At 67.4% G+C, this 15924-nt stretch carries 11 protein-coding genes; 9 read left to right on the top strand and 2 right to left on the bottom strand.

The window, feature by feature from the left end; genetic code table 11:
- The first annotated feature begins 52 nt into the window (after nt 1-52).
- The 3 genes from AC07X6_RS17905 to AC07X6_RS17895 are packed head-to-tail and all read left to right on the top strand — an operon-like array spanning nt 53 to nt 4862.
- Entirely contained in the window at nt 53-1663 is a 1611-nt protein-coding gene (locus tag AC07X6_RS17905) for an acyl-CoA ligase (AMP-forming), exosortase A system-associated (RefSeq protein WP_494791871.1), read from the top strand.
- Nucleotides 1660-2919 (top strand): pyridoxal-dependent decarboxylase, exosortase A system-associated, encoded by a 1260-nt coding sequence (locus AC07X6_RS17900; protein WP_494791870.1) that lies wholly within the window; start codon nt 1660-1662, stop codon nt 2917-2919. The genes AC07X6_RS17905 and AC07X6_RS17900 overlap by 4 nt, the downstream gene beginning before the upstream one ends.
- A complete protein-coding gene (locus AC07X6_RS17895) occupies nt 2916-4862 on the top strand; it encodes an asparagine synthetase B family protein (RefSeq protein WP_494791869.1) in 1947 nt (648 codons plus the stop codon). Before AC07X6_RS17900 ends, AC07X6_RS17895 begins: the two co-directional genes overlap by 4 nt.
- Here the strand turns inward: AC07X6_RS17895 and AC07X6_RS17890 are convergent.
- A complete protein-coding gene (locus tag AC07X6_RS17890; RefSeq protein ID WP_494791868.1) occupies nt 4771-5706 on the bottom strand; it encodes a polysaccharide deacetylase family protein in 936 nt (311 codons plus the stop codon). The genes AC07X6_RS17895 and AC07X6_RS17890 overlap by 92 nt on opposite strands.
- Entirely contained in the window at nt 5703-7013 is a 1311-nt protein-coding gene (locus AC07X6_RS17885; protein ID WP_494791867.1) for a putative O-glycosylation ligase, exosortase A system-associated, read from the bottom strand. Before AC07X6_RS17885 ends, AC07X6_RS17890 begins: the two co-directional genes overlap by 4 nt.
- 152 nt (nt 7014-7165) lie before the next feature.
- Between AC07X6_RS17885 and AC07X6_RS17880 the strand changes: the two genes are divergently transcribed.
- Genes AC07X6_RS17880 through AC07X6_RS17855 form a run of 6 tightly spaced genes read left to right on the top strand, consistent with a single transcriptional unit; the run spans nt 7166 to nt 15856 of the window.
- Nucleotides 7166-9250 carry a glycosyltransferase gene (locus AC07X6_RS17880; protein ID WP_494791866.1) on the top strand — a complete coding sequence of 695 codons (2085 nt, stop codon included), beginning with the start codon at nt 7166-7168 and terminating at the stop codon, nt 9248-9250.
- Nucleotides 9251-9265: 15 nt separating this feature from the next.
- Nucleotides 9266-10744, top strand: coding sequence for a lipopolysaccharide biosynthesis protein (locus AC07X6_RS17875; protein ID WP_494791865.1), 1479 nt, complete (start codon nt 9266-9268; stop codon nt 10742-10744).
- A 37-nt stretch (nt 10745-10781) separates the two neighbouring features.
- On the top strand, nt 10782-11855 hold the full coding sequence (locus tag AC07X6_RS17870) for a glycosyltransferase family 4 protein (protein WP_230538070.1): 1074 nt from the start codon (nt 10782-10784) through the stop codon (nt 11853-11855).
- Nucleotides 11845-13428 carry an MBOAT family O-acyltransferase gene (locus tag AC07X6_RS17865; RefSeq protein ID WP_494791864.1) on the top strand — a complete coding sequence of 528 codons (1584 nt, stop codon included), beginning with the start codon at nt 11845-11847 and terminating at the stop codon, nt 13426-13428. Before AC07X6_RS17870 ends, AC07X6_RS17865 begins: the two co-directional genes overlap by 11 nt.
- Nucleotides 13429-13430: 2 nt before the next feature.
- Entirely contained in the window at nt 13431-14621 is a 1191-nt protein-coding gene (locus tag AC07X6_RS17860; protein WP_494791863.1) for a hypothetical protein, read from the top strand.
- A gap of 44 nt (nt 14622-14665) precedes the next feature.
- Entirely contained in the window at nt 14666-15856 is a 1191-nt protein-coding gene (locus tag AC07X6_RS17855) for a hypothetical protein (RefSeq protein WP_494791862.1), read from the top strand.
- The last annotated feature ends 68 nt before the right edge of the window (nt 15857-15924 follow it).

The raw sequence follows: 15924 nt of genomic DNA, 5'->3' as shown, positions 1-15924 counted from the left end.
GTCTGAATCATAGGGGAATGCATGGCAATCATGGCAATCCGGGGACGAAACGATGGCGACACTGATACACGATCTGATCTTTGAAACGGCGCAGCGCGCGCCCCACGCGCCGGGCCTGTCGTGGCAGGGCGAAGAAACAAGCTATGCCGCGCTGGCGCAATCCGTGCGCGAAGCGGCCGCTACCCTGCTGACCCTGGGCTTGCGGCGCGGCGCGCGCGTGGCCGTGTACCTGGAAAAACGCCCGGAAAACGTCCGCGCCATGTTTGGCGCGGCGGCCGCCGGCGGCGTGTTCGTGCCCGTCAATCCCTTGCTCAAGCCGGAACAGGTGGCGTATATCCTGGCCGATTGCAACGTGGCCATCCTCGTCACCTCGCGCGAACGCCTGGCCCAGCTGGGTCCCGCGCTGGCTGCCTGCCCGGACTTGCAAACGGTGCTGCTGACGGGCGAACCGCTGCCGGAATCGCGCCTGGGCAAGCTGCGCGTGCTGGCGTGGACTGCGGTGTCCAGCGATGTGCCCGCTACCGGCGGCCCCGCGCCGAGGCCGCATGCGGCGATCGATACGGACATGGCCGCCATTTTATATACCTCGGGCAGCACGGGGCGGCCGAAAGGCGTGGTGCTGTCACACCGCAACATGCTGGCGGGCGCGCTCAGCGTGTCGGGCTATCTGCGCAATACGCCGGACGACCGGATTTTGTGCGTGCTGCCGCTCAGCTTTGATTACGGCCTGAGCCAGCTGACGACTGCCTTTGCCAGCGGCGCCTGTGCCGTGCTGATGAATTATCTGTTGCTGCGCGACATAGTCGAAGCCGTGGAGCAGGAAGCCATCACGGGCCTGGCCGCCGTGCCGCCCCTGTGGGTGCAGCTGTCGCAGCTGAGCTGGCCCTTGTCCACGCCCTTGCGCTACATCACCAATTCGGGCGGCGTGATGCAGCGCGCCACGCTCGACCGGCTGCGCCAGTCGCTGCCGCGCGCGCAGGTCTACCTGATGTATGGCTTGACGGAAGCGTTCCGTTCCACCTACCTGGCGCCGGAACAGCTGGAGCGGCGCCCCGATTCCATCGGACAGGCGATCCCGAACGCGGAAGTGCTGGTGCTGCGTCCCGACGGCAGCGTGTGCGACGCCGACGAGCCGGGCGAACTCGTGCACCGTGGCGCGCTGGTGGCGCTCGGCTACTGGAACGATGCGGCGCGCACGGCCGAGCGCTTCAAGCCCTTGCCGCCGCAGGCGAGCGGCCTGGTGCTGCCGGAACTGGCCGTCTGGTCGGGCGACACCGTGCGCCGCGATGCGGAAGGCTATCTGTATTTCGTGGGCCGCAGCGACGACATGATCAAGACGTCCGGCTACCGGGTCAGCCCCGCCGAGGTCGAGGAAGTCGCGTATGCGAGCGGGCTGGTGGGCGAGGCGGCAGCGCTGGGCTTGCCCCATGCCGTGCTGGGCCAGGCCATCGCCTTGCTCGTCACGCCTGCGCCCGGTGTCGCATTGCAGCGCGACGGCATACTGGCCGCCTGCCGCGCGCGCCTGCCCAGTTATATGGTGCCGCTGTGGGTGGAAATCCGCGACGGCGTGCTGCCGCGCAATCCGAACGGCAAGATCGACCGCCCCTTGCTGGCCAGGGAACTGGCGCAGGCGTATGCGGTCCAATCAGGAGATGCGGCATGAAGGACTTGATCCGCTCGAACAATATGGAATTGCCGTTGCACGCGGCCCTGGGGCAGCAGTTCGCCGTGGAAAACGACGTGCTGCAGGTGGGCGGGGTGCCATTGCACCGGCTGGCCCAGCGCGTGGGCAGCACGCCATTCTATGCGTATGAACGGGCGCACATCACGCGCCGCGTGGCGCAATTGCGCGCCGCCTTGCCCGCTGGGGTGCACGTGCATTACGCGATGAAGGCCAATCCCATGCCGGCCGTGGTGCAGTGGCTGGCGGGCCTGGTCGACGGCATCGACGTGGCCTCGGGCGGCGAACTGGCGACCGCGCTCGATACGCCCTTGGCGCCGGAGCGCATCAGTTTTGCGGGGCCGGGCAAGCGCGATGGCGAACTGGCGCGGGCCGTGGCCGCGGGTGTCTTGATTAACGTGGAGTCCGGCGCGCAGCTGGAAAGGACGGCGCTGGCCAGCGAACGGCTGGGCATGACGGCCAGGGTGGCCGTGCGCGTGAATCCCGATTTCGCCTTGCGCCGCACGGGCATGCGCATGGGCGGCGGGGCGCAGCCGTTTGGCGTCGATGCGGCCCTGGTGCCCGCGTTGCTGGGCCGCATCGGCCAGCTGGGGCTCGATTTCCACGGCTTTCACCTGTATGCGGGGTCGCAAAGCCTGTCGGGCGCGGCCCTGGCCGAGGCGCAGGCGCTGAGCGTGCAACTGGCACTGCAGCTGGCCGACAGCGCGCCGTCGCCGTTGCGCACCCTGAATATCGGCGGCGGCTTCGGCGTGCCGTATTTTCCCGGCGACCAGGCCCTGGATCTGGCGCCCGTGGCCGAAGGCTTGCAGCGGCAGCTCGATCTGCTGGCCCAGGCGGCGCCCGGGGTGCGCCTGAACCTGGAACTGGGGCGCTACCTGGTGGCCGAGGCGGGTATCTATGTGTGCAAGGTGCTCGAACGCAAGGTATCGCATGGACAGGTATTTTTAGTGACGGACGGCGGCTTGCACCATCACCTGGCCGCTTCCGGCAATTTTGGCCAGCTGATCCGCAAGAATTACCCGGTCGCCATCGGCAACCGCCTGCACGGCGGGCCGCGCGAAGTGGCGTCCGTCGTGGGGCCGCTGTGCACGCCGCTGGACTTGCTGGCCGACCAGATGGAAATGGCGCGCGCCGGGGAGGGCGACCTGGTGGTGGTGTTCCAGTCGGGCGCCTACGGCTTGACGGCCAGCCCGACGGCTTTTCTCGGCCATCCCTTGCCGGCCGAGGTGCTCGTATGAGCGGCCTGTGCGGTTGGCTGGGGAAGGCAGGCGGCGCTGCTGGCCTGGCCGCCGCCGATGCCGATGATGGCGCGGCCACGGCGCTGGCCGGCATGGCCGCGCCCCTGTCGCGTTTCGATGGCGCGCCGCTGGCCGCCAGCCTCAGCGAAGTGGGCGGCGTGGCCGTGGCCGCCATCGACGGCAGCCGCCATGTGTATCAGCAAGATGGCTTGCAAGTGGCCATCTGGGGCCGGCCCGTGCTCGACGGTTCGGCCGACGACGTGGCGTGCCGCCTCGCGTCCCTGTGGCTGAGCCGGGGCGTGGCCGCCTGCGCCAGCCTGTCCGGGCCATTCTGTTTAGCCATCCTCGACGCCTTTTCCGGCTCGGCCCTGCTGGCCGTGGACCGCGCCGGCATGCATCCGCTCAGCTATGCGAGCAATGCGCAGGGGATGTTCTTTGCCTCTTCCCACGATGCCTTGCTGGCCCATCCATCCGTGCGCGGGGCGCTCGATCCGCAAGCCTTGTATCACTATTTGTACTTCCACATGGTGCCAGGCCCGGCCACGGCCTATCTGGGCCAGCAGCGCTTGCTGCCCGGCGAATACCTGCATGTACGGGGCGGCAAGCAATGCAAGGGCAGCTACTGGCAACTGGCCTTCCACGAGCCGGCGGCAGGGCGCGCGCGCGCCAGCTTTGCCGCCAACAAGCAGGAATTCCTGCGCCTGCTGCGCCAGGCCGTGGAAAGCAGCCTGGGCGCGGACGGGGCGGACACGGGCGCGTTTCTCAGCGGCGGCACGGACAGTTCCACCCTGGCCGCCATCATGGGGCAAGTGACGGGCCGCCCCGCGCGCACGTATTCCATCGGCTTCGATGCGCCCGGCTATGACGAAATGGCGTATGCGCGCCTGGCCGCCAGCCATGCGGGCAGCATCCACCACGAGCGCTACGTGACGCCCGGCGACGTGCTGGCCGCCATCCCCGCCATGGCGGCCATCTTCGACCAGCCTTTCGGCAATGCCTCGGCCATTCCCGCCTACTATTGCGCGCGCATGGCGCGCGAGGATGGCGTGACGCGCCTGCTGGGCGGCGACGGCGGCGATGAATTGTTCGGCGGCAACGAGCGCTATGCGCACCAGGCCTTGCTGTCGCAGTACGAGCGCTTGCCCGTCATCTTGCGCCAGGCCATCATCGAGCCGCTGCTGTTCCGTGAACGGATAAATCAACCGTGGCGCCTGGGCGACAAGGCGCGCCGCTATATCGAACAGGCGAGCTTGCCGCTGCCGGCCCGGCTGGACGGCTATAACTTGCTGCTGCGCCATGGCTACCGCACGGTGCTGGAAGCGGGTTTTATCGACACCATCGACCCGGGCGTGGCGCCCGGCTGCGTGAACGGCGCGTATTGGGAGCGGCAAGGCCAGGGCTTGAGCCAGATCAATGAGATGCTGGCCCTGGACATGCGTTTTACGTTGGCCGACAACGACCTGTTCAAGGTGTGCAAGGCGTGCGAGCTGGCAGGCGTGGAAGCGGCGTTTCCCTTCCTGCACGACGCGATGGTGGCGTTTGCGTCGCGCCTGGCGCCACGGGACAAGCTCGACGGCCGGCAATTGCGGCCCTTCTTCAAGCGGGCGCTGGCGGAAATCCTGCCGCCGGCCATCGTGCGCAAGAAAAAGCACGGCTTCGGCTTGCCTTTCGGCCAGTGGCTGCACAGCCACGCCCCGCTGCGCGAATTTGCCTTCGACAACCTGACGCAGCTGCGCGGGCGCGGCATCGTGCGGCCCGCCTTCATCGACGATTTGAAGGGGCGCTTGCTGGCGGAACACCCGGCCTATCACGGCACCATGGTGTGGCTGCTGCTGATGCTGGAACAGTGGCTCAGCCAGCATCCGGCGGCGCTGGGTGCGCTTGCCGGCGGTTTTGCCGCAAGCGCCACAGAAACGCGAGCCGTCCTCGATCCCACGGCGTAAAGCGGGGCAGTTGCAGCAAGTCCAGCCCCGCGCCGGGGCGCGCCACGCCCCAGTCCGTCGCCACGGCCGCCTGGAAACCCAGGCGGCGCACCATCGCCACGTGCGGCGCGCCGTAATCGCGCCCGGCCTTGCCGTTCGGATACGCAAACAGGGTGACGGGCGCCTGGATCAAGTCTTCCAGCCGGTGCTTGCCGTCGGCGATGTCGCGCTGCGCGGCGTGGTCCGGCAAGGTGGACAGAATCGGGTGGCTGGCCGTGTGCGCGCCCAGCCCCATGCCGGCCGCCTGCAATTGGCGCAGCTGGGCCGTGCTCAGCATGGCGGCCGGGCCCGCCGTGGCGCTTGCCTGGCGGCGGATGTGCATGGCCAGCTGCTGGCGCCGGGCAAATGGCAGGTATTTGAGCTGGCCCAGCAAGGCGGCGATGGCCGCCTGCCGCTGCGCCAGGCTGGCGACGGGCAGGCAGTCCAGGCCGAGTTCCCGCAAGTCGAGCCGGGGTCCGGGCGCGTGGCGCACGGCCTCGATCACCGTGTCATTCCACATCTGCCCCCCATCGAGGTAGCCCGTGGCGATAAAAAACGTGGCGTGCAAGCCATGGCGCTGCAGCAGGGGCAGGGCCACTTGCGCATTGTCCGCATAGCCGTCGTCGAAGGTGATGCAGGCGGCGCGCCGCGGCAGGCTGCCATCCTGCAGCCGCTGCACGGCCTCGGACAGGGGCAGCGGCGCATAAAACCGTTTGACAAGGCGCAGCTGGCGCTCGAACAGGGCCGCGTCCACTTCGCCGGGAAACAGCGGGTCGGGCCGCGCCAGCACGCGGTGGTAGATCAGGATGGACAAGGTGGCCGTCATGGCTGCTCCGCGACGGCGGCCCTGGCCTCGGCCTCGGCCTTGGCCTGGCGCGACATGGGCGCCGGCGCGCGCAATTCGCGCTCGACGACGATGCGCGTGGCGATCAGGGCGGCCATCAGGTAGTACGGCATGTCGAAATATAGCAGGCTGAGGAAGGCGCCGCCCACGGCAAAGCCGATCAGGCTGGCCTGGCTCATGGTGGCCAGGCCGTGCGCCCAGCGCAGTTCCGGCTGGCCCCGTGTGCGGCGGATGATGGCGGCCGCCGTGCGCCAGGTGGCGAGGCCCAGCGCCAGGTAAATCAGCAAGCCGACGAAGCCGTGTTCGCCCAGCGCCTGGAAATAGATGCTGTGCGCCGCATGCACGTCCATGGGGTTCGGCGCGTAGCGGGCAAAGATGGCGGCGTCGGACACGTCGAAGCCGCCGCCCAGGAAACGGTCGCGCGCCAGGTTCCAAGCCATGCGCCAGGCATTCAGGCGGCCCATGGCGGACACATCGTCCTGATAGGTGTTGATGGTGTCCATGCGTTCGGCCCAGCGCTCGGGCATGAAGGCCAGCAGCAGGGGCGTGACCGCACCGAGCAGCGCGCCCAGCATCAGCTTGCGTTCGCTTTTCAGCCACATGAACAGGCCCATGGCGGCAATCGCCAGCAGCGCGCCGCGCGAATACGAGCCCAGCGCGGCCAGGGCCGACAGCAGCATCGCGGCGGACAAGCCATGGCGCACCCAGCGTCGCTGTTTCTCCGTGTTTTGCTGCAGGTAATACATGAGGGGAATCGTGATGATCAGGGCCAGGGCCAGGGCATTGTTATCCCCAATAAACGTTTCCTCCGGTCCCCAGACCCGTTCCGTGCCGCCGCTGCGGATGGTGAAGATGCCGCCTTTCACGCCGTAATAGCCGATCGAACCCACCAGCACCCAGATCAGGCGCACGATGTCGCGCCGCGTGCGTATCACCATCATGATCACAAAGCTCATCAGCATGATCTTCATGACCTTGTTCCACTGCACCCACGACGCTTCCGGCAGCAGGGCGAACGGGGCCGTGACATTCATCCACGCGACGAACAGCAGCAGCAGCACGCTGACGGGCGTGAGCGGCAGGCTTTTCGGCTCGCGCGTCATGAGCAGGCTGACCATGGTGGCGATGGCGATGATGAAGGCGAACGGCAAGTGGGTGGCAAAGCCCCAGGCTTGCGTGTGCGGGTTCATCACGCTGACCCATACCCACATCAGGCCGCCGATGGCCGGCGACTTCAGGATGAAGGGCAGCGAACCCAGGATGATGATGGTAATCAAGATGTCGCGCATGAAGGGGGACGCTCCTGGTTTTGCCCGGGTTGCCATGGTCTTGATGCCTGTCAACGGGCTGGCGGGCAGGCTCAGTACACTGGATCAATACTGTTGAGTGTTGTTGAAACCATCAATCAGTTTTGTCATGGTAAGACCAAGGAGGCATGTCCTTGTTGACCGTTCTCATGGCGACCTACAATGGCGCCGGCACCTTGCCCCAGGTATTGCGCGCCTACATGGGCTTGCGCCCGCCCGTGGGCGGCTGGCGCCTCGTCATCGCCGACAATGGCAGCACGGATGCCACGGCCCGGGTGATCGCCGCCTTTCGCGGGCGCTTGCCCTTGAGCTATATCTATGTGGCACGGCGCGGCCGCAGTCCCGCCCTGAACGGCGCCGTCGAGCACGCCCTGCGCCTGGGCGGAGACGGCGGCGAGCTGTTCGTCTTCGGCGACGACGACGCCATGCCCGCGCCCGACTGGCTGTGCCGCCTGCAGGACAGCGCGCGCGCCCACCCCGGCTACGCCCTGTTCGGCGGCGCCATCGTGCCCGCCTGGCGGGAACGGCCGGCCGACTGGCTGCTGCGCCTGACCCCCGTGGGCTTAACGTGGGGCATCACCAGCCCCGACCTGCGCGACGCGCCCATCTATCCGGGGCTCGTGTGGGGCGCCAACATGGCGATCCGCCGCCGCATCTTCGAGGCGGGTGCCCGCTATGACGAAAGCATCGGCCCGCAAGGGGCCAATTACGCCATGGGCAGCGAAACCCGGCTCAACCTGGAGATGCATGCGGCCGGCAACCCATCCTGGTTCTGTCCGCAAGCGCGGGTGGCGCACATCATCCGTGCCCCGCAAGTGCGGCGCGCCTGGATACTGCGCCGCGCCATGCTGTTCGGCCGGGGCCAGTGCCGGCTGGCGACCTTTGCGCCGAGCGTGGAGCTGCTGGGCGTGCCACGCTGGATGCTGGGCAGATACGTGCGCGATACCTTCGGCGCCGTGCGGGCCTGGCTGCGGCGCGACCACGCCGACCTGTTCCTGCGCCAGTGGGAGCGGGCCTGGCTGCGCGGCTTTTTTCATGAAGCGTGGCGTGGAAGGCGCAAACGCTTGCCGCGCATCGTCATCAGCAGTTATTCCGGCGAGCTGGGCGGCATGGAGCTGCGCATGGCGCAAGAGGCGACAATACTGGGCGCGAACGGCTATGACAGCGTGCTGGCGCTGCGGCGCTTTCCCGGTTTTACCGCCTGGGCACAAGACTTGCGCGCAAGGCAGGTGCAGGTGCGCGTGTATGAGCCGCCCCTGTTTCTCGAACACTGGGCCTGGCGCCGCTGGAACTGGCTGCGCGCCAGGGTCACGGGCGCCTGGCGGCTGCGGCGGCTGCGCCCGGACCTGGTCCACGTGGCGTTTTGCTGGACGGCATATGGCGCTTCCATCCTGTGGCTGGCGCGGCAATGCCGGCTGCCGGCCGTGATCAGCGTGCACAATGCGTTTCCCCTGGAAACCTTCAGCGACTGGCAGCGGCCCCGGTTGCAGGAGGCGTTTCGCAGCGTCAAGGGCGTGTATGCCGTGTCGGCCTCGTCCATGCGGCATTTCCTCGACCTGTACCGCGACATGCTGGCGCCGCAGACGCGGCTGGCCATCATTCCCAATGGCGTCGATACGGACACGTTCATCGTCTCGCCCGAACGGAAAATACTGGCGCGCAAGGAACTCGGGCTGCCGCCGGACGCGCTCGTGCTCGGCTGCGTGGCCAGATTGTCCGCGCAAAAGCGCCCGCAAGCGCTGCTGGCCCTGTTCGCCAGGCTGGCGCCCCAGTTTCCCCACTTATATCTGGTACTGGTGGGCACGGGGCCGCTGGAAGCCATGCTGCGGCTGCAGGCACAGCAATCGGGTTTGCACGACAGGGTCGTGTTTGCCGGCTTCCGGCAGCGCGTCGAGCTGCTGATGCCGGCCTTCGACCTGCATGTGCTGCTGAGCAAGAACGAGGGCTTCGGCATCGCCACCATCGAAGCGATGGCCTGCGGCGTGCCGGCCGTGGGGACGGACGTGCCGGGCACGCACGATATCCTGCACGATAGCGCAGGCGGGCTGCTGCTGCCGCTCGATGACGAGCACGCCGCCTGCGGCGCCGTGGCGCAGCTGCTGGCAGACGCGCCCCGGCGCGCCCGCATGGGACGGCTGGCGCGCGAAGAAACCGTGCAGCGCTATTCGATGCCGCGCCTGGAACGCCAGCTGCGCCAGTTCTATGCGGGCCTCGTGTAGGCGCCGGCCACGGGGATGAACGCCACCCGCCACTCGTTTTTCTTTTCGTTTGCCGAAAAATACACGGTGCTGCTGCTCGGCATCGTCGCCACCATGGTGCTGTCGCGGCTGCTGACGCCGGCCGAGGTGGGCGTGTATTCGCTGGGGGCCGTGCTGGTGGCGCTGGCGCAAGTGGTGCGCGATTTCGGCGTGGGCCAATACCTGATCCAGGAAAAGCGGCTCGATGCCGTCAAATTGCGGGCCGCGCTGGCTACCAGCCTGCTCGTCGCCTGGCTGCTGGCGGGCCTGGTGCTGCTGGCCAGCGCGCCGCTCGCGCATTTCTATGGCGAACCCCGGCTGACCCTCGTGCTGCGGCTGCTGTCGGTCAATTTCCTGCTGATCCCGTTCAGTGCCTTGACCTTGCCCATGCTGCGCCGGCAACTGCGCTTTCGCGCCATCTATGCGATCAATGCCGCCAACAGCGTGGTCAACCTGCTGGTGGCCGTGCTGCTGGCGCTGCAGGGCTACAGTTACATGAGCATGGTATGGGCGGCGCTGGCCGGTTCCTGCGCCTCGCTGCTGGTGAGCCTGCTGGTGCGGCCCAAGGAATTGCCGTGGCTGCCGGGACGGCGCGGCATCGGCGATATCGCCCGCTTTGGCGCGTATGCGACCGGAGGCGGACTCGTCGACGAGGCGGGCGTGGCGGCGCCGGACTTGATCATCGGCAAGCTGATCGGCATAGAAAGCCTGGCCCTGTTCGGCAAGGCGCAAAGCGTGCTGAATATTTTTAACCAGGCCATCACCAGCGCGATTTCTCCCGTCGTGTTTCCCCTGTTCGCGGCGCGCGCGCGGGAGGGGAGTGGACAAGGGGGGCAGGGCGGGGCGGAACGCGTGTATCTGCGCACGATCAGCTACATGACGGCGCTGGCCTGGCCGTTTTTTCTCTTTCTCGCCTGTATGGCTTTGCCCCTGGTCAAGGTGTTGTACGGTTCGCAATGGCTGGCCTGTGTGCCCTTGATCCGCATCATGTGCCTGTCCTCGGCCGTGTATAGCATGTTCAGCATGGCCCGCTACCTGTTCGTGGCGACGGGCCAGCTGCATGCGCAGGTGCGGCTCGATGCCTGGGCGGGCGCAAGCAAGGTGGCGCTGCTGCTGGCCGCGGCGCCGTTCGGCCTGGTGGCCGTGGCCTGGGCCGTGGTGCTCAGCAATGTACTGCGCAGCTGGATGAGCTACGGCTGCCTGCGGCGCTTGAGCGCACTCGACTGGCGCATCCTGGCGCGGGCCTTGCGCAAGAGTTTGCTGCTGTGCGGTGTCAGCGCCATCGCGCCCGTCGCTTCGCTGCTGTGGCTGCCTATCGACACGCCGGCGCTGCTGGCGCTGACGGGCACGGCGCTGGCGACCTTGCTGTGCTGGCTGGCCGGCCTGTTCCTGTTCAAGCATGAACTGGCCGGCGAATTTTTGTTGTTGCAACGCAAGCTGGCCGGCCGCTGGCTGGCCGTCAAATCACCGCACTGAGCCGTTGATAGCGGCGCGGGCGCACGAAAGGAAGACCATGCGTGTCGGTATCCTGTCCTACCCGATGCTGTTCCAGCGCGACGGCGGCTTGCAGATCCAGGTACGCGAAACCATCGCCGCGCTGAACCGGCTGCCCCAGCAACCGGCGCGGCCCCTGGACGTGCAGCTGGTCGACGCCAACCATCAGCGGCTGGCCGATTTCGACGTGCTGCACGTGTTTTCGGCCAGTAATGGCACTTACCGCATCATGGAAATGGCCAGCGAGCAAGGTGTGCCCGTGGTGCTGTCGCCGCTGCTGTCGCCGGGATGGGGCCGCGCCAGCGCCTGGCGCGCGCGGCTGGCCGACCGGCTGGCAGGGCGCTTGACGGAGTGGATGGTGCAAACGAGCTATGCGCAAACGCGGCGCGCCCTGCAGCTGGCCGACGTGGTGATCGCGCTGGGCGAGGCCGAGCGCGACGCCATCGTGCAAGGCTTCGGCATGCCGTCCGACGCCATCCGCGTATTGCCGAACGGCATTAACCCGCATTTCTTCACGGCCAATGGCGATCTGTTCCTGCGCGAGACGGGCATCACCGGGCCGTTCGCGCTGATGGTGGGCAGCATTTCGCCGTATAAAAACCAGCTGGGACTGGCGCAGGCGCTGGCGGGCGCCGGCTTGCCCCTGGTGCTGATCGGCGCCGCGCCCCGGGAACAGCAGGCGTATCTGCAGCAATTGCTGGACTTGCCGTACGTCAGGTGGCTGGGCGCGCTCGACCACGCCGACCCGCTGCTGGCCAGCGCCTACCATGCGGCGGCCGTGGCGGCCTTGCCCAGCCAAGGCGAAGTGTTTCCCTTGAGCGTGCTCGAAGCGCTGGCGGCCGGCACGCCCGTCGTCATGACGGCGCAAAGCGCGCTGGACTTGCCCGATTCCGCGTTCGCGCTGCGCAAGGTGGCCTGGGACGATGGCGCCGCGCAGCGCCAGGCCATCCTCGACCTGCTGGCGCTGCCGCCCGAACGCGCGCGCGTGCAAGCCCTGGTGGAACGCTTTACGTGGGAACGGGTGGCGGCCCGGATCGCCGAATGTTACTACCAGGTGCAATCCTTGCCTGCCAGGAGACGCCATGCTGTTTAATTCCTTCGCCTTCCTGTTTGCCTATCTGCCCATCGTGCTGGCCGGCTATTTTCTGCTGGACCGCTGGGCGACCTCCGGCGGCACCTCTGCCAGCGGGCGCCGCCTGGCGCCCGCGATTTGGCTGGCGCTGGCCTCGCTGTTCTTCTATGCCTGGTGGGACGTGCGCTATCTGCCGCTGCTGCTGGCCTCGATCTGCGTCAACTACGGCGCCGGGCGCCTGCTCAGTGCCAGCGCGGGCGCGGCCCGCAAGCGCGTGCTGGTGGCGGCCCTGGCACTGAACCTGGGCTTGCTCGCCTACTATAAATATGCGAATTTCTTCATCGACAGCGTGAACGCGGTCGCCGTCGCCGCCGGTGCCGCCGGTGCCAATACTGGCAGCCTGCCGTGGTCCGGCCTCGACATCATTTTGCCGATCGGCATCTCGTTCTTTACCTTCACGCAGATCGCCTTCCTCGTCGATTGCTACCGGGGCGAGGTGCGCGAATACCGCTTCATCCATTACGTGCTGTTCGTCAGCTACTTTCCCCACCTGATCGCCGGCCCCGTGCTGCACCACCGCGACATGATGCCGCAGTTCGCCGACCCGGCCAACGCCCACCCGCGCGCGGCCAATTTCGCCATCGGCCTGTCGATTTTTACGATAGGCCTGGCAAAAAAGGTGCTGATCGCCGACAACCTGTCGCCGCTGGCCATGCCCGTCTTCGCGGCCGGCGCCACGCCGACCCTGATCGAGGCGTGGATCGGCGTGCTGGCCTACACTTTCCAGCTGTATTTCGACTTTTCCGGCTATTCGGACATGGCCATCGGCCTGTCGCGCCTGTTCGGCGTGAAATTGCCGCTGAACTTCAACTCGCCGTACAAGGCGGCCAATATCGCGGACTTCTGGCGCCGCTGGCACATGACCTTGTCGCGTTTCCTGCGCGACTATCTGTATATCCCGCTGGGCGGCAGCCGGCGCGGCGAAGCCATGCGCTACCGCAACCTGATGCTGACCATGCTGCTGGGCGGCCTGTGGCATGGCGCCGGCTGGACCTTCGTCATCTGGGGCGGCTTGCACGGCCTGTACCTGGTGCTGCAGCAGGCGTGGCAGCGGCTCTTCGGCGCGGCGCCGGGGTACTGCTGGCTGCGCTGGTGGCCCGGCGTCCTGACTTTTTTTGCCGTGATGCTGGCCTGGGTCTTCTTCCGCGCGCCCGACGTGGCCACGGCCTGGGACATCACGGGCGCGCTGCTGGGGGCGAACGGCGTGAGCCTGCCGCGCGGCCTGGCCAGCCATGGGGCCAGCCTGGCGCAGTGGGGCGTGCATCCCGCGTTCGACGGCATCCGCTGGATCGAACTGATGGGGCCGGGCTTGCCCGCGCTGCTGGCGGCCATGCTGCTGGCCTTCAAGGCGCCGAATACGCAAGAAATATTCTTTCTCTACGAGCCTGCCATTGAAAGAATATTTCAGCCCACAGGGCGCTGGGCCTTCAGCTGGCGCCCCACGGCCCGCTGGAGCGTGGGCTTTGCCGCGCTGTTCGTCGCCTGCATCTTCGGCATGAACCGGGTCACTGAATTTCTCTATTTCCAGTTCTGAGCATGGACGCCGCCGCCCGCCGCTACCTCGTCTGCTTCTGCGCCTGCGCCGGCCTGGCGCTGGGCGCCGTCTCGCTGCTGAATTACCAGGTCGACCCCTACCTGCTGCACCAGTGGGACAGTCCCTTGCTGCAGCGCCCGCGCCAGATCAATGAAAAGCTCGGTGCCTGGGCCAAGACCTATGCCGTGGCGCGCTACCGGCCGGCCATCGTCTACATCGGCAATTCGCGCACGGAAATGGGCTTGCCGACGGGCGTGCGCGCGCTGTTTGACGGCAAGCGCGTGTTCAACAGCGCCGTGTCCGGCGCCTCGATCGGCGACGCCATCCGCCTGGCCGAGCATGCGGCCAGGGTCAGCCGCATCGACACCATGGTGTGGGGCATGGACGCGCCCACCTTTTCCCTGGAGATGGGTGCGGCGCGCGTGGAAAACAGCCTGACGGGCACCGGACGGGGCTTTTTCGCCCGGCGCGCCCTGGTCAACCTGCAGCGCGGCCTGACGGTGGACATGACGCAGGACAGCGTGCGCATCCTCACCGGCAATGCCGGCGATACCTGCCGCTCCAGCCTGGCCGTGTACGGGCAGCGCGACGAGTCGTGCACCCGCAAGGGCATCGCGCACTGGCTGGGAACGAAGGACGCGATACCCGTGCGGCTGCAGGAATTCGGCGATGGCCTGGGGCCGACGCCGCCCTCGACGTTGGCGCTTGACGCCAGCATCGGCAAGCTGTGCCGGGAAGGCATGCGCCTGCGCCTGTACATCAACCCCACGCACGCGCTGACCTTGTACGCGCTGCACTGGCGCGGCAAGTGGGATGCCATGCAGGCCTGGCAGCGCGGCCTGGTGAGTATTGCCGAGCGCCACCGCCGCCAGGGCTGCGACGTGCGCCTGGTTGATTTTTCCGGATTCAACAGCATCACGACGGAAGCGACGCCGCTCGTCAGCGGCAAGCCCGACATGCATTATTACTGGGAAGTGTCGCATTACCGGGACAATGTCGGCCACCTGATCCTGGCGCGCCTGTTCGGCGGCGGCGCGCCGGCGCCGGCCGATTTCGGCGTGGAGCTGACGCCAGCCAACGTCGACGCCCACCAGGCGGCCATGCGCGCCGCGCGCGACCGCTACCGCGTGGAACACGCGCGCGAAACGGCCTATGCGCAGCGGGTGCTGGACGGGCCGCTGATCCGGCGTTGATGCAAGACTCCGCATACGCCATTTCTCCACTTCCTATGCCGACCATGGACACTACCGCCCGCCGCTACCTCGCCATCTTCTTTGCCTGCGCGCTGGCCGCGCTGGCCCTGATCTCCGCCGTAAATTACCACGTCGATCCGTATCTGCTGCACCAGTGGGACACGCCGCTGGTGCAGCGTTTGCGTCCCACCTACGAAAAGCTCGCCGTGTGGGGCAAGACGTATGCCGTGGCCCGCTACCGGCCCGCCATCGTCTACATCGGCAATTCGCGCACGGAAATGGGCTTGCCCACCAGGGTGCGCGCCTTGTTCGATGGCAAGAGCATCTTTAACAGCGCCGTCTCGGGCGCCTCGATCGGCGAAGCGATCCGCCTGGCCGAGCACGCGGCCAGGGTCAGCCATGTCGACACCATGGTGTGGGGCATCGACGCGCCCTCGTTTTCGCTGGAACTGGGCTCGGCCGGCGTGGAGCCGGGCTTGACGGCTGGCGGCCCCGCGTTTTTCGCGCGGCGCGCCTTGCTCAACATTAAGCGCGGCCTCACCGTCGACATGACCCAGGACACCTGGCGCATCCTCAGCGGCAGCTATGACGGCGTGTGCCTGTCCAGCCTGGCCCTGGACGGCCAGCGCGACCAGGGCTGCATCACGGCCCGCAACCATGGCTGGGTGGGTACGGCGCGCGCGTTCAAGCCGCGGTTGCAGGAATTCGGCGACGGCCTGGGGCCGACGGCGCCCGCGCTGCAAGCCTTCGATGCCAGCGTCGGCAAGCTGTGCCGGGGCGGCACGCGCTTGCGCCTGTACATCAATCCCACGCACGCGCTCACGCTCGACGCCCTGTACTGGCGCGGCAAGTGGGACGCCATGGAAACCTGGCAGCGCGACCTGGCGCAACTGGCGCAGCGCCACCGCAGCCAGGGCTGCGACGTGCGCGTGTACGATTTTTCCGGCTTCAACAGCATCACCAGCGAGCCTATCCCGCAGGTGACGGGCAGGCGCGAAATGCGTTATTACTGGGAAGCATCGCATTACCGCGACAACGTGGGCCATTTCATCCTGGCGCGCCTGTTCGGCGGCGCCGTGCCGGTGCCGGCCGATTTCGGCGTCGAGCTGACGGAAGGCAGCATCGCGGCCCACCAGGCGGCCATGCGCGCCGCGCGCGAACGCTACCACGCGCAGCACGCCGAGGAAACGGCCTACCTGCGCCACGTGCTGACCTTGCCCCGCGAGCCCAAATAGGCAGTCAAGGAGGCAGACGTACGCCGGGAAGCGGGGCGCTTGCGCTATGATAATGTTTTGCCATTCAG

Source organism: Janthinobacterium sp. GW460-12-1-14-LB5, from assembly GCF_059423585.1.
The sequence above is the reverse complement of the archived record's forward strand: the minus strand, read 5'-3'. Positions and strand labels throughout refer to the sequence as shown.